The organism is Asticcacaulis sp. AC466, assembly GCF_000495815.1.
Taxonomy (GTDB): domain Bacteria; phylum Pseudomonadota; class Alphaproteobacteria; order Caulobacterales; family Caulobacteraceae; genus Asticcacaulis.
Window position 1 is genome coordinate 259,280 of the sequence record NZ_AWGE01000006.1, and the last position, 18,503, is coordinate 277,782.

An 18,503-nucleotide genomic window follows, 5' to 3' on the forward strand; every position below is an offset into this window, starting at 1 on the left:
ATAATGCCTTGAAAGGGATAAAAGTCAAATAGAATTAGGTGTTTATGTCTATTGCCTATCCTGTGTTAGCCTTATAACATGCCCGATAAACCTCTCAATTCCGCTTCAAATGACCGCCGCCTGGCCAAACCCTGGTGGCGTCGCCGTCCCGTTCAGATCGCCGGTGCCGTTGCGGCAGCGGGCCTGGTGGCCCTGGGCGTCTTTGTCTTTCTGCCGCCGCCCAATACGGTTACGGTCAGTGCCGCTTCGCTCGATACCGGCGTCGTCAGCCGTGCCGCATTCCAGGACTATGTCGCCCTGCGTGCGGCGGTCGAGCCGCTCGAAATCACCTACATCACGGCCGAAACCAACGGCCGCGTCATCGCCGTTAGTGCGACCGATGGCGATATGGTCATGCCGGGCCAGGCCCTGGCCGTGCTGGGCAATCCCGATCTGACCCTGGCTGTGTCTTCGCGCGAGGCCGATATTTCCGCCCGCCTGAGCGACACCAACAGTCAGCTCATGACCTTGCAAAATGCGCAGAACGCCAGCGAACAAAGCATCGCCGATGTCGCCTACGCCCTGCATAAGGCCCAGGAAGAACTGACGAAGCGCAGCCTGTTGCGTGAGCACGGCGTATACAACGATGCGGCGGTTCAGACCTATGTCGATGAGGTCGCCTATCAAAAGCAACGTTTGGCCGCGCTCAAGGCCCAGCAGGCGCAGCAGACGCAATTCTATACCTCTCAGCGCCAGCAGATCCTGGCATCGGCCAATGACCTGCGCCGCAGTCGCGACGAAGTGCGCGCCGGCCTGAAAGCCCTGAGTCTGACCGCTCCGGCGCAGGGGCGCCTGACCGGCTTTACGCTCAAGCCCGGACAGGCCGTCAAGCAGGGCGACCCGGTGGCCGAGGTCGATTCCGAGGGCACCTACAAGCTAAAGGCCGAGGTCGATGAATATTATCTGGCCCGTCTGTCGGTCGGCCTTAAGGCCATAGCCAATGTGCATGGCAAGGATGTGGCTGTGCACGTCTCTAAAATCTTTCCGCAGGTCAATAACGGACGCATCACCGTCGAACTGGAATTCGACGTCATGCCGACCGACCTGAAACGGGGCGAAACCGTAGATATCCGCCTGTCGCTGGGGGCCACGCAAGACGCTCTTCTGGTACCGACCGGCGGCTGGCTCACCGATAGCAACGGCACGTCCATCTTCGTGCTTAACGCTCACGGCGACGCGGCGACGCGGCGTCCCATAATCGTCGGCCGAAGAAATCCAGAATATGCCGAAATCATCTCTGGCCTGAAGATCGGTGAGCACGTCGTCACCGGCGGCACCCAGGCCTATCTCAAAGCGCAACATCTCCGTATCCGAAAGAGCGACACAGAATGACCAGCCTTATCGAACTTCAGAATATCACGCGTCTGTACCGCTCGGACGAAGTCGAAACGACGGCCCTGCACAATATCTCGCTGCATATCAAGCGCGGCGAATTCGTCGCCATCATGGGCCCTTCCGGCTGCGGCAAGTCTACTCTGCTCAATATCCTGGGTACAATCGACCGGCCGACATCGGGCGCCTACCTGTTTACCGATTCCACGGGCGCACAGCAGGACCTGGCGCGGATGAACGAAGTCAAACTGGCCCGGCACCGCGCCCGGCATCTGGGCTTCATTTTCCAAAGCTTCAACCTGGTTGACGATCTGACCATCTATGAAAATATCGAACTGGGCCTCCTCTACCGCGGCGGCGTGAAGGGGGGGCGACGGGCTGTCATCGAAGCCGCCATGGACAAGGTCGGCATCGCCCACCGTGCCCGCCACTTCCCGCATCAATTGTCCGGTGGCCAACAGCAACGCGCCGCCATAGCCCGTGCCATCGTGGGCTCGCCCGACCTGATTCTCGCCGACGAACCCACCGGCAATCTCGATACCGAAAACGGCGCGCAGGTGATGCAGATATTGCAGACGCTCAACCAGGGCGGCGCGACGATCATCATGGTCACCCACTCGCAATCCCATGCCGACCAGGCCTCGCGCCAGGTCGATATTCTCGACGGACAACTCGTCGCCTCCGTGGCGCAGGTGCTGTGATGTTGAAAAGCACCTTTACCGCCTTTTACCGGTCGTTTGTCCGCCATCCGCTCTATGCCCTGCTCAACCTCTTAGGCCTCAGCCTCGGCATCGCCGTCTTTATCGCGCTCAGTCTCTTCTATCGGTTTGAAACCAGCTACGAAAGCTGGAGCCCCAAATTGCCGCAAATCTACACGATAGGCATAAGTTTCCATTTTCCCGGTATGACGGACGATACAGGCATCGGCTCAATGGGCGGCCTGTTGGAGGAGATCAAGACGGCCTATCCGCAAACCGACGGTACGCGTTACTGGCCCGACAGCGTCATCGTCCACAAAGGGGCCGATGTCTTCAACGAACAAATCAGCCTGGTGGACGCCAATTTTCTTACCTTTTTTGCCGTGCCCGTCCTTTACGGTGACCCGGCTAATGCGTTGAGCGATCCGTCTCATGTGGTGTTGAGCGCCAGTCTGGCACGTAAATACTTCGGCGTGACAAATGCCGTTGGACGCACCATGACCCTAAACGACCCGGAGGGCTTAAAGGCCTATACCGTCAGCGCCATCATTGCCGACCTGCCAAAAAATACGGAGATGAAACTCGATATATTGCGCCTGATTACACCGCAACGCACAGCGCTTCATTCCAACTGGCATCACTGGGGATCGGTGCAGTTAGCAACCTATATAAAATTCAAAAGCCGAACTGAGGCCAATGCACTTGCGGTGCAATTTCCCGCCTTCACCGATCGCCAGGTCGGGCAGTCCTTTGGCCCCGATGTCGTGCCGCACAAACTGCTGGAGCTAAAACTCATTCCTTTGGCCGATGCGCATCTGGTTTCGCCTAAGCTGAAAGCCGCCGTCATTTCATTGGGTGTTGTCGGTATCGTTGCCCTGGCGCTCGCCTTGATCAACTATGTCAACCTGGCCACGGCACGCGCAGGCCTGCGTGCGCGGGAGGTGGCTGTGCGCAAGACGCTGGGGGCAGCGCCCGTTGTTCTGCGCCTGCAATTTATTTTCGAAGCCGTGCTGACCCTGCTTCTCGCATTCGTGGTTGCCTTGTCTTTCGTTGAGCTGAGCCTGCCCTTGCTCAATAGTGCCGGTGGCCTGTCGCTCAAGCTCGACTACCATGCTGACGCCATCTGGCTCTTATCTATCTTGGCGATCGTGATGGTGTCGGGGCTCATTGCCGCGCTTTATCCGGCGTTCGCCTTGTCCGCATTCAAGCCCGCCCAGGTTCTGGCCTCCAGCCGCACACCCGGCGGCGGCCGCACCGCAGGTATTCTGCGCACGGGGCTGGCCATGGTGCAGTTCACAGCCGTGGCCGTAGCCTTTGTCCTGATCATGGGCTTCATGCTGCAAATTCGCCATATCCAGAATGCCGATATTGGCTTTCAGCGCAGCAATCTGATGATTGTTAATTCGATCCGCGACAATGCCGTAACTCAGTCACAACGGGATGCCTTCGTCGCAGGAGCAAGTGCCCTGCCGGGCGTCAGTTATGTCACGATCGCCAATGCCATCCCCGGCGACACGAGCTCGGTCAACAATTCGAATATTGTCCGGCCCGGCCAGGTTGACAGCGCCACCGAGTCGCCGACCGTGAACTACTCTATTGTCGGGCCTGATTATTTCGAGCTTCTCGGGGCGAAAATGTTGGTCGGACGTGTTTTCGACGTGCAACGCGGCGAGGACCAGATGTGGGGTGACAAAACGACCGACAAAGACCGCGTTTACAGTGTCGTCATAAGCCGTCGCACCGTCAAGGACATGGGCTTCCCGTCACCGCAGGCGGCGCTTAATCAAACGGCACGCTTTAACGACCACACCGTACGTATCATCGGCGTCGTCGAAGACATGCGCTTCTACAATCCCAATGAACCCATACCGGCCAAGCTCTATTTGTTCGATGCGCATGCGTCCGAGGCCGTCGTTGGGATGGTCCGTTATCAAGGATTGTCTGCACCGGCCATGCGCGCAAAGCTGCAGCATCTGTGGCGGCAAATAGCCCCGGGCGTCCCCTTCGACGTGACGAGCGCGGCCGACAATCTCGACAAATACTATAAGCCTGAGCGCGACCGGACGCACCTGTTCACCATCGGCGCCGGAATTGCCGCTCTTATCGGATGTATCGGCCTGTATGGCATGGCTGCATTCAACACAGGGCGGCGCGTCCGTGAGATCGGCGTGCGCAAGGTGTTGGGCGCATCCGCCGGGCGGGTGGTTGGACTGCTGCTGAGGCAGTTCCTGTATCCGGTCGCTATCGCCAGCCTCATCGCCTGGCCGCTGGGCTGGCTTGCCCTTGAGCGTTGGTTGTCGCAATTCGATGATGCGATTGCCATGCCGTTGTGGGTCTTCCCGGTGGCCTCAGGTGTGGCCCTGGCCATTGCCCTGGTGACGGTGGCCGGCGTGGCCTTCGGTGCCGCCAGCACGGAACCCGGAAAGGCGTTGAGGCACGAATAGGGTCAGGCGATAACCGCGCCGACCCAGCGCTGAAACGCCGTCACGGCCGTCTCATGCTTCGGCGAGAGACGGCCGGTGTCGTAGACGCCGGCATTCAGGTTCTCCTGCACCGTCTCGACGATCCACTTGTCTTCGGCCGTCACCTGATCCGACATGGCGATGGTCGCCTCCGGCACCGCTTCGCCGTCGGGCGTCAGGTATAGATAATCGAGCTGCGTCTGATGCGGACCGACCGGTGACATGCGCTCGATCATCAGGCCGCGATTATAGACGTTGATGCCGATATTGGGCCAAACCCAGCCCCATAGCCCGTCATAGACGGCATCCGGTGATTTGGGCGGCGCGTCGTGCAGCACCACACGGCCATCGACCGTGACCCTGTATTGTTCGGAAACGATTTCGGCATCGAGCGACGGGTGCATGGACGGCACATGATAGCCTTCGAGATAGTTTTCGACATAGGTTTTCCAGTTGCAGTCGAGCACGTGCGCGCGGCGCAGTCCAACCTTCAGATTCGACCAGTCGGCGTTTGTCAGCCGGGCATCCAGCGGGGCCATTTGCGCGCTCAAATCGGGCAGGTCATCGCCGATGCCGGCAAAGACCAGGCCGCGCCAGGTCTGAAGCCGGATCGGATACAGGCCGTATTCGCGCGGGTCGAAATCGGCGGTCGCGCCGAAATCGCGGGCGGCGCGCAGGCGGCCGTCAAGCGTGTAGCGCCAACCGTGATATTGACACGTCAGATAGCCGTCGCAAGTCCCCGACGCTTCGCGGGTCAGCGGTCCGGCGCGGTGACGGCAGACATTGTGAAAGGCGCGCAACTGCCCGTCATCTCCCCGCACAATAACCACCGGATAGCCGGCCAATATGTCGGCCCGCCAGTCGCGCGGATGGGGCACGGCGCTGTCGTGCGTCAGGAATTGCCAGTTGCGGGCGAAGATGTCGCGGCGTTCGACCGGCCAAAGCGACGGATCGGTGTACCATCTGGCCGGTGCGGTGACCGGCGATACGGGCTTGGCGGTCGTGTCCGTGCTGTCCATCACTGTGTCCTCCTGCTGCGAAACCAGTGGGTGCCGTAGATGCCCGCGCCTATGGCGATCAATACGGTCGATGCGCCGGCCAGTTTGAGAAAGTCGCCCATGGCGTCTGTCGTCGCGGAACTGGGGACCAGGCTGCCGAGTATGGCGGTGAAGGCGACGATGAAGCCGAGCGCTGCCAGTATCTTCGCCCCCGTGACGCCACCGGGCGTGCGCCAGTCCAGCCCCGTGTCAGGTCGCTTCTGGGCGATCCAATAGGCAGCGAACATCCACAGATAAGGAATGACGAACGTCAGCACGCCCATGCTGACGACAAAATCGTAAGCCCCGGCCAGGGTGGCGCCAAAGGCGCTCAGGCCCATGATGAGGATGACCAGGACAGCCTGAATGGCGATAGCGACAACCGGGGCGCCGGTCTTGGGATCGGTGCGGCCCAGCACCTTGGGCAACATGTGGTCGACGCCGATGGCGAAGGGGAGCCGTGCCGCCGCGCCGAACCAGGCGCTCATCCCGCCCAGAAAGGTCAGGGCGGCTGCCGCCAGAAGGTAAGGCAGCCAAGCTGAGACGTGCAGCTTGGTCAGGGCGGCGGCAAGCGCATCGGGCAGGCCGCCCAGACGCGACGCCACCTCTTGCGGAACGATGGCCAGCATGGCGGCGGTGCCGCCCGCATAGCCAATGGTCTGGAACAGGCCAAGCAGGATCAGGGCCGGGACGATGGTCCGTACGCCGCCCTTGACGTCGTTACGCATCAGGGCGACGCCTTCGACCCCGCCAAAGGCGAACACGATGCTGGCCCACAGGATGGCGCCATTGGCATCAAATGGCGGCGTGTAGTTGGCGCGGGCGAAATCGGTCGCCGATCCGGTCACGTCGCTCAGATAAAAGCCGGCCCAGATCAGAAAGAACAGAATGGCGACCGACACGGCGGCGCTGGCAATCGGCAGCCACTTGCCGACGCCGAAGCCGCGTGCGTGCAGGGCCGCAACGACCAGTAAGATCGCCGTGGCGGCCCAGAAGGCGCCCATGGGCTGACTGAGCACGGCGCCCAGTCCCGCCGTTGCCGGAATGCCGAGAAAGGCCTTGCCCAGCAGGTTGACGATGAAGAACAGCAGGCTGGCGAAATAGGGCAGGTTGCAGGCCCAGTAGAGCCAGCCGGTCATGAAGCCGGCGAAGGGCCCCTGGGTTTCGCGCACCCAGGCATAGACCGCGCCTTCCTCCGGAAAGCGCGCCGACAGCTCCAGCGTGGCGCAGACCAGCGGCACAAGGAACAGAAGCGCGGCGACAATCCATAAAGTGATGGCCACGGGTCCCGTGGCCGCACCTGTGGCCAGCCATCGGATGCTGAAATTCATGGCAGTGCCATACAGGGCGATGCCCCACAGACCGGTTCTGGGGCTAGTCTTTGAGCCTGTTGTGGAACCCGTCTTGTCGCCTGCGGTCATGACGCCACCCCTGTGCAAGACAGATGATTGCGACGGGAACGGACGATCGTCAAGCCACCGTGAGTCGGTCGCCGATTCGCACCCGGCCATTGGCCACAACCCGGGCGGTAATGCCGCCATGATGACGCACGGCATTGTAGCCGCCGGTGCCGAACGTCTCCTCCATGCGCGAGCACGGATGACATTCGCCGGTCATTTCCAGGATCGCGTCACCAAGCTGGAACGACTTGTCCTTCAACGCCAGCAGATTGATGCCGCTGACCATGATATTACGGCGAAGTTGCGCGGGCGTTACCGTCTGATCGAGATAACTGGCTATGGCGAAGAGGTCTTCGCGCTGGATAAGCGTGACGTGGCGAGTCCCCTTGCGCGGGTTATTGTAATGATCGCCGATCAAGCCGGCCTGGGTATCCAGATCGACATGGTCAACGACGGTCATGTCACCGCGCCGAATGGACCGCAGGCCAATCCATTCCACCGTGCCGGGACGCATGCTTGCGTTGATGAGGTCCGCAAGAGCGGATTTGGGGTTGAGCACTGCCGGGTCCTTTGGGCCAAAAGCCGTTGAGTTTATCCGGCCGAAAGTAAGGCATCAATTATGGGGCAGGCGTCAACCGTTCGGCGTCGCCCATATCGGCATGCACCCGCGTCAGTGCCACCGACGCCTCGGCTATACGGCGCAGCGATGCCGCGATTTCGGGCGCCGCGCTGAGATGGTCTATGTTGAGCGCCGAATCGAGGATGTCGGCCAGCGGCCCGGTCAGATTTTGTCGCGACAGGTGCAGAACACGGTCTTTCCGGTCGCTGACGCGTTGCAGATCCTGCAACTGGCTACGCATATGGCTTTCGGCCTGCGCATTCCGGAGGACATAGGCCAACTGGTGCGACAGCAGCCGCCAGTTCAGCGGTTTGACGACGAATGAGGTGGCGCCGATCGCAAATGCCTTGTCGACGGCTGTCATGTCTTCGTGGCCGGTGACGACCACGATGGGCAGGTGCTTCAGGGGTTCGTCGCAGCGGATGCGCTCGATCAGTTCGAATCCATCCATGCGCGGCAGGTCCAGATTAATCAGGGCGAGGTCGATACCGCCTTGCTGGAGCCGTTCCAGCGCGGCAACGCCGTCCGCGGCTACCTCGACCGCAAGCGTTGGCGTGGCCAGGTGGAGGGCGGCGAATTGGCCCAAGATGGGATCGTCATCGGCGACAAGGATGCGCGCTGTGTCGAAATCGATGAAATGGCTGCCAAGAACGGTCATTGGGCACACTCTTTCCGGCACCGGCATGCCGGTGGATGCGTTACTGTTGTTGATGACCAGGGTCGGGCGTTTTGCGCAACGTCGATTGGCTGGCGACCGTTACGCGTCTTGCCAGATACTCGGTCGGAACTTGTCCATGGACGACGTCCCTGCATGACTGCCTGGCTCGCCTTCCAGATCGAAGCGTACCAGCGAGCCTTTAAGGATTGCTCATTAAGATTAGTTAACGGCGTAGCGAGCACCTTAAATTAATATAATAAATTCAGTAGGTTCAATTTTTTTTCTCGGGGTTTGATAATAATCTTCATTGCAGGCCGTCTCAACGGATAGCGCTTGGGCGCGGTGTTTCCAGCCTTTTGATCGCGCTGCGTCGAAACGCAAATTTCCGTCGAGGTCGGCCCCCGGCGCCAGTGCATTGTAATCGATAACAGTTCGTGTTTACCTGGCTCAAAAATGGGGAGCTGAACATGAAGCCTGGGTTTATCGCCGTCGTTCTGGCATTGGCGCTTTGCGCGTGTTCGGGACCCCGCGGCATAGATGCGACCTCATCGACCTCCGGCGCCGACTGGCCCTATTATCATGGCAATCCCAACGGCACGCACTATTCGACCCTGGACCAGATCAACACCGACAATGTCAAGACGCTGAAGGTCGCCTGGCGCTTCGATTCTGGCGATGCCTTCGGCGACGGCGCCAGTGGATCGGACATGGAGGGCAATCCGCTTGTCGTCCGCGGCCGCCTGTACTTTGTCTCTCCGAAAGGACGTCTGTTCTGTCTGGATGCCGCCAGCGGCAAACAGCAATGGGTGTTCGATCCGGCCTTCGGCGAAGAGGTCAACACCAAGCAACGCCTGCGCGGCGTATCCTATTGGTCGGACGGTCGCGCCGAACGTATCCTGTTCACTTTTCGTAGTAAGCTGATGGCCGTCGACGCTGCGACCGGCAGGCTGATCGATAGCTTCGGCCACAATGGCGAGGTCGATCTCAAGGCGGGTCTTGACCGCGATCCGGCCAGTATTTCCGTCGGCAATGTCACGCCGGGTGCGGTCTACAAGGACCTGATCATCATGGGGTCCACCGGCAATACGCCGGGGCATATACGGGCCTATGATGTACGCACGGGGGCGATGAAGTGGATATTCCATACCATCCCCTATCCGGGCGAGCCGGGATACGAGACCTGGCCCAAGGACGCGTGGAAAACCGCCATGGGGGCCAATGCCTGGTCCGGCCTGACCCTCGATCCCGAAAACGGCTTGGTCTTCGTCCCGGTTGCGTCCGCCGGCATGGGCAACAAGGATTTTTACGGCGGTGACCGGACGGGCGATAACCTGTTCGGCACGTCGCTGGTCGCGCTTGATGCCGCTACCGGTAAGCGACGCTGGCATTTTCAGTTGGTCAAGCACGATGTCTGGGACCGCGATCCGCCGACGCCGCCAACCCTGATCACTGTAAACGGCAAACCGGCCCTGGCTCAGGTGACGAAGGCGGGTGTAGTCTTTATCCTGGATCGCCTGACGGGAAAGCCGCTCTATCCGTTGCAGGACCTTCATCCACCGGCATCGGACGTACCGGGCGAAGTCACCTCGCCAACCCAGGTGCTGCCGCTCAAGCCGGAACCGTTCGCGCGCCAGCACCTGACGGCTGACCTCCTGACGCAGCGCACGCCGCAAGCCCATGCGGCGGTCGCCAAGACGTTTGCCTCGGTGCGTTCGCGCGGGCCCTTCGATCCGCCGTCTCTGGGCGGCACCATACTCCTGCCCGGCATGGACGGCGGTGCTGAATATGGCGGCGCGGCCTATGATCCGACAACCGGGCTCCTCTACATCAACGCCAACGAAATGGCGTGGATACTGAAGGTCAAGAAGCAGCCGCCGATGCCGGCCGGCCGCTCGGGTGAGGCCCTGTATCAGAACGCCTGTGCCGCCTGTCACGGCGTGGAACGCAAAGGGTCGCCACCGGAATTTCCGTCCCTGATCGGTGTGGGGACACGGCTCAGCGATGCGCAGATCGCGCGTCAAATCCAGATGGGCGGTGGGCGTATGCCGGCTTTCGCGCAATTAGATGCTGCCGACCGCGCCGCCATAGTTGCCTACCTCAAAGGCGATGGGGCCCAGACGGCCAAAAAGGAAGCCCCCGCCTTTCCATCGACCGATGGTGATCCCTATGTCTTCGACGGCTATGCCCGCTTCCTCGATCCCGACGGCTATCCGGCCATCGCGCCGCCCTGGGGCACCTTGTCGGCGCTCAATGTCAATACCGGCGAATATGTCTGGAAGCGGTCCCTGGGCGAATATCCGGAACTGGTGGACAAGACGACGGGCAGCGAAAACTATGGCGGGGCGGTGGTGACGAAGGGCGGGCTGGTCTTCATCGCCGCCACGATCTTCGATAACCGGTTTCGGGCCTTTGACAAACGGACGGGCAAGCTTCTGTGGGAAACCACCCTGCCGGCGGCAGGCATAGCCACGCCCGCCACCTACATGGTCGGCAAAAAACAGTATGTCGCCATCAGCGCCGGTGGCGGGAAGAATCCGAAGGTCAGGCCCGGCGGAGAGATCATCGCCTATAGTTTGCCGTGAGCGTGACCTTTAAGTTTAGCTGGATTTCTTATTTTATTCCGGCCAAGAGGAGGCCTGGCCGGCGGAGACAGATATGTGGCGTTTCGGATATGTGACCGTACTTGGGTTTTGCGCGATGTCTGCCCATGCGCAGCCTGAGACCGCCCCGAACGCCTCCACCCCCACCGAAGTCCCGACCGAAGTGATTGTCGTCGGGCAGCGCTTTCCCGCCTATGCCGGTGATGCCGTCTTCAGCCGGATAGATATTACACCGGATCAGATCGGTAAAAGCGCATCCCTGGATCAGGCCCTGAAGCAGGCGTCGCAGGCCTCCCTGTTTCGCCGGTCTTCGAGCCTCACCGCCAACCCCACGGTTCAGGGCATGTCATTGCGCGCCATCGCGCCGTCCGGGGCCGGGCGCAGCTTGGTGACGCTCGACGGCATTCCGCAAAATGACCCGTTCGGCGGCTGGGTCATCTGGGCCGGCATGCCGACGAACGCCTTAGCCGGTGCCCATATTGTACGGGGCGCGGGCGGGGGCGCCTATGGGGCGGGGGCGTTGACCGGCGTGATCGACGTGTCGCTTGTCCCGCCTCAGGCCCTCAGACCCTATGCGGAGGTGTCGGTCAGCGATAGCGACAGCACGTCCGTCGCCACCGGCTTTGCTGTGGGTAATATCGCTGTGCACCTGAGCGACCAGACCCTACATGGTGACGTGCCCGTGCACGGAACCCAGCGCGGGGCTGCCGACGTCAAAACCTATGGCCGCGACAAGGCGATCCTGCTCAACGGGCAATGGGCGTTGGCCGGAGGCGAACTGGCCCTACTGGCCGGCGGTTATGATAGTGTGCGCAACACCGGCCTGAAAGGGGCCACCGCACGATCGAAAGGCGATCAGGTCGGCATGTCGTGGACGCGCCAGCCGACAGTGGATGCCAATGGCTATCGCCTGCAAATCTGGCATAAGGACTCCGACCTGGCCAACCGTTCGGTATCAGTGCTGGCGGGACGGACCGGCACACTGCTGGCCAATGATCAGGTCAAGACGCCGGCGTCCGGTGATGGCGTCAACGCCGCCATTCGTCATCGCACGCCGTCTGTCGAATGGGAAATCGGTATCGATGCCCGGACGGGAGACGGCGAATCGCGCGAATATTACCGCTACGTATCGGCGGTGGCGACGCGTTACCGCGTCTCGGGCGGACACAATTCCCTGATCGGCGCCTATGCCGAAGGGACGCGGTTTATGGGGCCGTTGACCCTGACCGGCGCGGTGCGTCTCGATCAGTGGAAGACCTTTGACGCTCATCGCTTCGAACAGGACCTCGGCACCGGCAGTGCGGTTCTAGACCTCGACCTGCCGGGTAAATCACAAACCCTGGCGTCCGGTCGGTTCGGCGCCGCCTACAAGGCGTGGCGTCTTGCCGTCTATACCGGCTTCCGGCCACCGAGCCTGAACGAGCTGTATCGCCCCTTCCGTGTCGGCAACGATATCACGGAAGCCAATGCGGACTTGAAACCTGAAACCCTGACCGGAGCGGAAATCGGCTGGCGCGCGTCGGGCCGCCGTGTGCGATTCGACGCCGATCTATTCTATAACGTCGTGACAGACCCGATCGCCAATGTCACCCTGGGCATTGGGCCGGGCACATTTCCCTTGGCCGGCTTCGTACCGGCAGGCGGCGCCTATCGTCAGCGTCAAAATGCCGGCGACATTCGCGCCTATGGACTTGAGGCGCAAGGCCAGTACGACCTGACCGAGGCTGTGCGCGTGACGGCCGCAGTGACGGTCACCCACGCCCGCACGGAGGGCGGATTGCACCCGGCCCAGGCGCCCGATTATGGCGCGTCCGTCGGTGTGGCGGGTCGCTGGATGAAGCTCGATTGGCGCGCCGACATATTGTTCGAAGGACGCAGCTTCGAAGACGACCTCAACGCCTTGCCGCTCGACGCCTATAGCAAGGTTAACCTGTCCGCCGACTATCCGTTGACCCCACGCGTTCAGGTCGGCCTGCGCGTCGATAACGCCTTCGACGCCGCCATGCCGATCCAGCGCAGCAATGACGGGACAATCAATTACGACACCGGCCGCGTGGTCTGGCTGCGTCTCAGCTATCGCCGGTAAGGACATCATGCAGACACTCGAAGACCTTCAGGCGGGCCGGTTGGCCGGCGCCCGCCATGTCAAACTGGCCTGCGGCCTGACCGCCTTTCCCGAGGCGATTTTCGCCCTGGCCGATACGCTGGAAAGTCTCGACCTGAGCGGAAACGCCCTGTCAGCCCTGCCGGATGATCTGCACCGTCTGCACCGCTTGCGGGTTCTTTTTTGCTCGAACAACCGCTTCACCGAATTTCCGGCGGTATTGGGGCAATGCGCAAACCTCAGCATGATCGGCTTCAAGGCCAACCGTATCAGGCGGGTTCCGCCGGGCGCCCTGCCGCCGAAGCTGCGTTGGCTGATACTTACCGACAACGAAATCGACGCCTTGCCGGACGACATCGGGAACTGCCAAGATCTGCAGAAGCTGATGCTGGCGGGCAATCGGCTGTCGGCCCTGCCTGATGGGCTGGCGCGATGCACGCGATTGGAATTGCTGCGCATCGCAGCGAACCGGCTGACACAATTGCCAACCTGGTTGACCGAGCTGCCGCGCCTGTCCTGGCTGGCCTTCGCCGGTAATCCGTTCGGCCAGGCGGCAGACGACCGGCCGACAGGTGCGGCACACCCGATTGCCTGGCGCGATCTCGACATGGGCGAATGCCTCGGCGAAGGCGCCTCCGGGCACATCTATCGCGCGCTCTATCGCACCGCCGATACCGCACGGGAGGTGGCGGTCAAGCTGTTCAAGGGCGCGGTGACCAGTGACGGCTTGCCCGATTGCGAACTGGCGGCCTGTCTGGCCGCTGGCGCACACCCCAACCTGATCCCGGTTATCGGTCGGGTGGCGGATCATCCGGAGCGGCGCCAGGGTTTGGTCATGGAGATGATCGATAGGCGTTTCGCGACCTTGGCGGGACCGCCCAGCTTGGACTCGTGCACGCGCGACATCTATTCGCCCGATGCGCTGTTCGATACCGAGGCCGCATTCGCCATTGCGCGCGGCATCGCCGCTGCCGCCTGTCATCTCCATGCTCTGGGGCTGATGCACGGCGATCTTTATGCGCACAATATTTTGCATGGCTGCCAGGAAGCGGCCCTGCTGGGTGACTTTGGCGCGGCCTCCTTTTACGACCTTGGCGACCCGCTGGCCGCTGCATTCGAACGGCTGGAGGTCAGGGCCTTTGGCAGCCTGCTGGAAGAACTGGTGGCGCGTTGTGTATCGGCGGACCCGCGGGCCAGTCGACTGGCCGACCTGCGTGATGCCTGTCTTGACGAAGTGCCGGCCAACCGACCGTCCTTTGCCCGGATCGTCGAGGCCCTGTCTCTCTAAAGTCGGGCTCCCTAAAGCCCGGCTCTCTAAAGCCTGGCTCTCTAAAGTCTGGCGATAAAGGCGCGGCTTTCTTTCAGCGACTCGATGGCGGGCTTGAGGAAGGGCGGTTCCTGTTCGACGAAGTAGTTCTTGACGCCCAGTGTCTGCGCGGCGGCGAAAACCGGCTTCCAGTCGATCATGCCATGGCCGATTTCCGTCGAGCGGAAGCCGGAAGGTTGCTTGTCGTCCTTGACCATGTCCTTGATGTGCAGCAGATCGAGCCGGTCGGCGTACTTCTTCATCGTCGCCACGGGATCGAGACCGGCAACGGCGACCCAGCCCAGATCCAGTTCGGCGCGGATCAAGGACGCGTCGCCCGCTGACATGAGGATGTCGTAGCCGGTCTGGCCACCGCCCAGATCCTTGAATTCCATGGGATGGTTATGATAGCCGAACTTCAGTCCCGCCTTTTTGACCAGAGGCGCGATCTTAGCCATGTGCTCGGCGTTCATTTTCCAGGCATCGGCCGTCATGGCCTTGGTCATACCGACGATCCAGTCCGACCCGGCGGGCAGGGGGGCGGGCGTCTGAGGCGATGAGCAGATCAGCCATTCGACACCCAGGGCCAGGGCATCATTGATCTCCTTGTCGGCATTTTCGATCAGCTTGGGCATATTGGTGTGCGCCGAGCGCGCCTTCAGGCCCGCGGCCTCGATCAGCGTCTTGAAGTCTGCAGCGGTCTTGCCCTGGGTGCCGGCAGTTTCAACCACGTCGTAGCCGGCGTCCTTGACGGCCTTAAGCGTGCCGGGGACGTCCTTGGCCAGTTCGGCATTAACCGTCCATAACTGCATGCCAACGGGCCAGGCGTCGATGGCTGTCTTGGCGGCGGCGCTGTCGCTGGCCGGCGCAGCCGATGGCGCGGGTTTGCAGCCTGAGAGGGCGAGGAGGGCGGCGGCGCCGAACAACATATGGCGGCGCGAAGCGGTGAATGCGGTCATGGTATATTCCTGCCTGAAAACTACGGTCTGCGCCGTGCAAAGGCAGAAAAGCACGGATTGTATTCGATTACAATGGTCAGATCGCGCAGCTGTGAATCGCATCAGAGTTGTTTTCGATCATGCGAACATATATAGAACAATGCCATGTCCCGTGAGTTTATTACCCTGCCGCCGCTCTATTATCGCGACCATTTCGTGGAAATGGTCGGCTTCATCACGTCTATGTACGGCGCCATGCTGGGTGAGGAAGAACAGGCCTTCATTTCCGCCTTCGGTGAATTGGACGAATGGGCGCAATGTCTCTATATCCGGATGAGCAATCGCAAGAAGGCGGTGTTTTCGCCGCGCGATCTGGCCTATCAGGAAATCGGCGATCTGTGGGGTGGGCTGAATCAGTTGCGGGAACGCGGCTTTGTCCGTGATATCGAAGAGTGCGACTATCGCGCCTGCCTCGATGACCGGGCAAAGCCGGATCTGCTGGCTCTGGCCAAAGATAATGGGCTGGATGTCAAATCCGGCTGGTCGAAACCGAAACTGGTCGACTTCGTATATCGGCACCTGGCCTGGGCGGATTTCTCCGCTGGCTTCCTGCGGTCGGACCATATCGTGCCCCGGCATAAGGACACGCTGGGCTTCCTGCTCTACCTCTATTTCGGTCGCCTGAGCGACAACATGACCAGCTTCGCACTACGCGACCTGGGGGTAGTGTCGGTGAAAAACCGGGACAGTTATCAGGCGCGGTTCGACAGCCTGACCGAAGCGCGCGCCGGTTATTTCTACACGCGGCATTTGCGCGACCTGAAAAACGGAACGGTTATGGCGGCCCTCGCCGACAGCGTCGATACATGGCCGCAGCCCGCGACGCAAAGCACGATTGACCTGCGCGACGCCCTTCTGCATCAACTCGGCCTGGCCTGCGAAAAGCGCCGGGATACGCAGGCGGCGCTGGCCTTTTACGCCCGCTCCGGCGCTTTCGAAAGTCATGAGCGCAGCGTGCGGCTGCTGTATAATCTCGGCGCGGCCGAAGAGGTCAAGGCGCGGCTGGAGGCCATGCTGCAAAACCCGGCGCACGACGAGGAATATATCTTCGCCAGCGACTTTTATGCCCGCAAGTTCGGCCAGCAACGCATTGGCGTCTTTACCCACCTGCTGCGCTCGGCCGAGGTGCTGGAAGTCGATGAACTGTTTCGTGGCGATGCAGAATATGGCGCCATGCAGGCCTATCGTCAGCAAGGCTGGGCCTGTCATCATACTGAAAACGGCCTGTGGCCCGTGCTTTTCGGCTTGGTCTTCTGGGATGAACTGTTCGAAAGCGAAGCCAGTTTCGCGTCGGAATTCGACTATCGGCCGCAGACCCTGAAGGACCGGAATTTTCATACTCGTTTTGCGACTGAAATCACTGCGAAACTCAGTCAGGTACGGGCGGGCGATGGCATGGATTTGGTGCGCGCAACCATCGCCGGTCATGCCGGGGAAAACAATGGCCTGTTCTATTGGTTCAACGGCCTGGACGCCCTCATGACGCAGTTCCTTGCCGTGGCGCCACCTGAGGCGACGGCTATTCTGCTCGGCAAGATGGCGGAAAACTATTACGCTCTGCGCGATGGGTTCCCCGACCTGATGCTGATGCGGGACGGGCAGGTGCGTTTCGTCGAAATAAAGGGTGAGGGCGATCAGGTGCGCCGCCATCAATTGGCCCGCCTGAATCTGCTGCGAACCGCCGGCTTCGAAGCCGACATTTGCCGTGTCAATTATAGGACCGATCCTGATCAGGTTTATGTCGTGGTCGACGTCGAAACGACCGGAGGGCGGCCCCCCAATGATCGCGTCACGGAAATCGGCGCCGTCAAAATTCAGCGCGGAGAGGTGATTGGCGAATGGTCATCGCTGATCAATCCGGAAAAGCGTATCCCGCATTTTATCACGCAACTCACTGGCATTTCCAACGACATGGTGCGCGATGCGCCGACATTTGCCGATATCGCTGACGATTTCGCTGATTTCATGGAGGGGGCCATCTTCGTGGCACATAATGTCGCCTTCGATCACGGCTTTATCGCCAGCGAGTTCCGCCGTCTCGAAAGACGATTTCGCCACCCGAAGCTGTGCACCTGCGCTTCCATGCGCCGCCACTATCCCGGGCTGACATCCTATGGCCTGGCCAATCTGTGCCGCGAGTTCAACATCGATCTCAAAACTCATCACCGTGCGCTTGCCGACGCCCGCGCGGCCGCTGAACTGCTCAACCTGGTCAATGAAAAGCGTCTGGGCATCTGTGCCTAGCTCAGACGTGTGGCTACATAGCCACAATTAGCGTTATGCGCGAAATTTGACTGTACCGTTGATGCGAATTGCCACATGACTACATGATCGTTTTTAATTGCAACAGTCCTGCGATTTCAGGAGAGAATTAATGTCGGAACAGCCGCAAGTGCTGCTTGTCATCGATGTGCAAAACGGGTTTGTCACCCCGCAATCAGAACATGTGGTACGGCCGCTGGAAAATCTCCAGTATGAATTCGACTACGTCATTTTCACAAAATTCTATAATCCCGATCCGTCACCCTTTCGTAAGTTCATCGGCTTTGACCGGATGAAGCAGCACAGTGCCCAAACCGACCTGGCCTTGCAGCCGCGTGACGACGCCGTCATCATAAGCCGTCCCATCTATAGCGGGGTAACGGAGGCCCTTCTGGTGCGGCTGAAGACGTGGGGCATGCGCGAGGTGTTCATTGCCGGGATGGCCACAGACTCTAGTGTGCTGAAAACGGCTATAGACCTGTTCGAGCTGAATATCAGGCCTTGGGTTCTGCAAGACCTGTGCGCCAGCGACAAAGGGGGAGACTTCCACGACGCAGGCCTGAAAATCCTGGGCAATATGATCGGGCCGCAACATATCATTAACAGTTGCGGACCTGAGGCCGATGTGGCCAAGCGCTAAGGTTAGAACGACCTGTCAGAATTCGGTTTCGTCCTTGTGGGCATGGCGTGAAATAGCGCACTTTTACCCGCCCACAGGCCGCCGAGTATGGCCAGTACGCCTATTCCGGCCAGGCCAGCCAGAGCCAGACTGGTTTTCGGCAGGTTCCGGTAATTGGTGAGCAAGCGGTCAGCCTTCATTTGCAAGGTATCCTTCGGCGGCGCGAAAATTGTCGCGTAATCCGGCGATGGCTTGTCGGTGGTCGGTGTTTCGAAATAGGTTTCCATAATCCAGACCTTTCAAGGTTCAGCGTCTCAGGCCAATAGGAAACCCTACAACTGTCGCCATCAAAATGTGGTCGCAAAGGCG

General features: G+C 60.6%; 14 protein-coding genes. 8 read left to right on the plus strand and 6 right to left on the minus strand.

The window, feature by feature from the left end; genetic code table 11:
* Positions 1–78: 78 nt before the first annotated feature.
* The 3 genes from AEAC466_RS30020 to AEAC466_RS30030 are packed head-to-tail and all read left to right on the plus strand — an operon-like array spanning position 79 to position 4,513.
* Positions 79–1,371 carry an efflux RND transporter periplasmic adaptor subunit gene (locus AEAC466_RS30020; RefSeq protein WP_023457494.1) on the plus strand — a complete coding sequence of 431 codons (1,293 nt, stop codon included), beginning with the start codon at positions 79–81 and terminating at the stop codon, positions 1,369–1,371.
* Positions 1,368–2,072, plus strand: a complete 705-nt coding sequence (locus tag AEAC466_RS30025; RefSeq protein ID WP_023457495.1) for an ABC transporter ATP-binding protein — start codon at positions 1,368–1,370, stop codon at positions 2,070–2,072. The genes AEAC466_RS30020 and AEAC466_RS30025 overlap by 4 nt, the downstream gene beginning before the upstream one ends.
* The gene (locus AEAC466_RS30030) at positions 2,072–4,513 is read left to right on the plus strand and encodes an ABC transporter permease (RefSeq protein ID WP_023457496.1); all 2,442 of its coding nucleotides are present in this window, start codon (positions 2,072–2,074) and stop codon (positions 4,511–4,513) included. The genes AEAC466_RS30025 and AEAC466_RS30030 overlap by 1 nt, the downstream gene beginning before the upstream one ends.
* A 2-nt stretch (positions 4,514–4,515) precedes the next feature.
* On the opposite strand, the gene AEAC466_RS30035 is transcribed toward AEAC466_RS30030, so the two are convergent.
* From AEAC466_RS30035 to AEAC466_RS0122240, 4 genes are read right to left on the minus strand one after another with little or no spacing between them, the layout of a single operon-like run.
* Positions 4,516–5,550, minus strand: a complete 1,035-nt coding sequence (locus AEAC466_RS30035; RefSeq protein ID WP_023457497.1) for an aromatic ring-hydroxylating oxygenase subunit alpha — start codon at positions 5,548–5,550, stop codon at positions 4,516–4,518.
* Positions 5,550–6,989 (minus strand): APC family permease, encoded by a 1,440-nt coding sequence (locus AEAC466_RS30040; protein WP_023457498.1) that lies wholly within the window; start codon positions 6,987–6,989, stop codon positions 5,550–5,552. Before AEAC466_RS30040 ends, AEAC466_RS30035 begins: the two co-directional genes overlap by 1 nt.
* Before the next feature lie 49 nt (positions 6,990–7,038).
* Complete coding sequence (locus AEAC466_RS30045) at positions 7,039–7,527, minus strand: MOSC domain-containing protein (protein ID WP_023457499.1); 489 nt, start codon at positions 7,525–7,527, stop codon at positions 7,039–7,041.
* A 58-nt stretch (positions 7,528–7,585) separates the two neighbouring features.
* Positions 7,586–8,245, minus strand: a complete 660-nt coding sequence (locus AEAC466_RS0122240; RefSeq protein ID WP_023457500.1) for a response regulator — start codon at positions 8,243–8,245, stop codon at positions 7,586–7,588.
* A 467-nt stretch (positions 8,246–8,712) separates the two neighbouring features.
* Between AEAC466_RS0122240 and AEAC466_RS30050 the strand changes: the two genes are divergently transcribed.
* The 3 genes from AEAC466_RS30050 to AEAC466_RS30060 all read left to right on the plus strand — a co-directional run bounded on the left by AEAC466_RS30050 (position 8,713) and on the right by AEAC466_RS30060 (position 14,237).
* Entirely contained in the window at positions 8,713–10,827 is a 2,115-nt protein-coding gene (locus AEAC466_RS30050; RefSeq protein ID WP_023457501.1) for an outer membrane protein assembly factor BamB family protein, read from the plus strand.
* 73 nt (positions 10,828–10,900) lie between these two features.
* Positions 10,901–12,931, plus strand: a complete 2,031-nt coding sequence (locus AEAC466_RS30055; protein WP_023457502.1) for a TonB-dependent receptor — start codon at positions 10,901–10,903, stop codon at positions 12,929–12,931.
* Positions 12,932–12,938: 7 nt separating this feature from the next.
* Complete coding sequence (locus AEAC466_RS30060) at positions 12,939–14,237, plus strand: leucine-rich repeat-containing protein kinase family protein (protein WP_023457503.1); 1,299 nt, start codon at positions 12,939–12,941, stop codon at positions 14,235–14,237.
* Positions 14,238–14,278: 41 nt separating this feature from the next.
* On the opposite strand, the gene AEAC466_RS30065 is transcribed toward AEAC466_RS30060, so the two are convergent.
* Positions 14,279–15,214, minus strand: coding sequence for a sugar phosphate isomerase/epimerase family protein (locus AEAC466_RS30065; RefSeq protein ID WP_023457504.1), 936 nt, complete (start codon positions 15,212–15,214; stop codon positions 14,279–14,281).
* Between the two features lie 144 nt (positions 15,215–15,358).
* Here AEAC466_RS30065 and AEAC466_RS30070 point away from each other — a divergent pair, with 144 nt between their 5' ends.
* Entirely contained in the window at positions 15,359–17,497 is a 2,139-nt protein-coding gene (locus AEAC466_RS30070; RefSeq protein WP_023457505.1) for an exonuclease domain-containing protein, read from the plus strand.
* 130 nt (positions 17,498–17,627) lie between these two features.
* Positions 17,628–18,155, plus strand: coding sequence for an isochorismatase family cysteine hydrolase (locus tag AEAC466_RS30075; protein ID WP_023457506.1), 528 nt, complete (start codon positions 17,628–17,630; stop codon positions 18,153–18,155).
* 2 nt (positions 18,156–18,157) lie between these two features.
* Here the strand turns inward: AEAC466_RS30075 and AEAC466_RS30080 are convergent, their stop codons facing one another.
* Positions 18,158–18,421 carry a hypothetical protein gene (locus AEAC466_RS30080; protein ID WP_023457507.1) on the minus strand — a complete coding sequence of 88 codons (264 nt, stop codon included), beginning with the start codon at positions 18,419–18,421 and terminating at the stop codon, positions 18,158–18,160.
* Positions 18,422–18,503 lie beyond the last annotated feature (82 nt).

Coding starts and splice junctions, on each gene's coding strand:
- AEAC466_RS30020 (WP_023457494.1), top strand. CDS start 79: ATGCCCGATAAACCTCTCAATTCCGCTTCAAATGACCGCCGCCTGGCC.
- AEAC466_RS30025 (WP_023457495.1), top strand. CDS start 1,368: ATGACCAGCCTTATCGAACTTCAGAATATCACGCGTCTGTACCGCTCG.
- AEAC466_RS30030 (WP_023457496.1), top strand. CDS start 2,072: ATGTTGAAAAGCACCTTTACCGCCTTTTACCGGTCGTTTGTCCGCCAT.
- AEAC466_RS30035 (WP_023457497.1), bottom strand. CDS start 5,550: ATGGACAGCACGGACACGACCGCCAAGCCCGTATCGCCGGTCACCGCA.
- AEAC466_RS30040 (WP_023457498.1), bottom strand. CDS start 6,989: ATGACCGCAGGCGACAAGACGGGTTCCACAACAGGCTCAAAGACTAGC.
- AEAC466_RS0122240 (WP_023457500.1), bottom strand. CDS start 8,245: ATGACCGTTCTTGGCAGCCATTTCATCGATTTCGACACAGCGCGCATC.
- AEAC466_RS30050 (WP_023457501.1), top strand. CDS start 8,713: ATGAAGCCTGGGTTTATCGCCGTCGTTCTGGCATTGGCGCTTTGCGCG.
- AEAC466_RS30055 (WP_023457502.1), top strand. CDS start 10,901: ATGTGGCGTTTCGGATATGTGACCGTACTTGGGTTTTGCGCGATGTCT.
- AEAC466_RS30060 (WP_023457503.1), top strand. CDS start 12,939: ATGCAGACACTCGAAGACCTTCAGGCGGGCCGGTTGGCCGGCGCCCGC.
- AEAC466_RS30065 (WP_023457504.1), bottom strand. CDS start 15,214: ATGACCGCATTCACCGCTTCGCGCCGCCATATGTTGTTCGGCGCCGCC.
- AEAC466_RS30070 (WP_023457505.1), top strand. CDS start 15,359: ATGTCCCGTGAGTTTATTACCCTGCCGCCGCTCTATTATCGCGACCAT.
- AEAC466_RS30075 (WP_023457506.1), top strand. CDS start 17,628: ATGTCGGAACAGCCGCAAGTGCTGCTTGTCATCGATGTGCAAAACGGG.
- AEAC466_RS30080 (WP_023457507.1), bottom strand. CDS start 18,421: ATGGAAACCTATTTCGAAACACCGACCACCGACAAGCCATCGCCGGAT.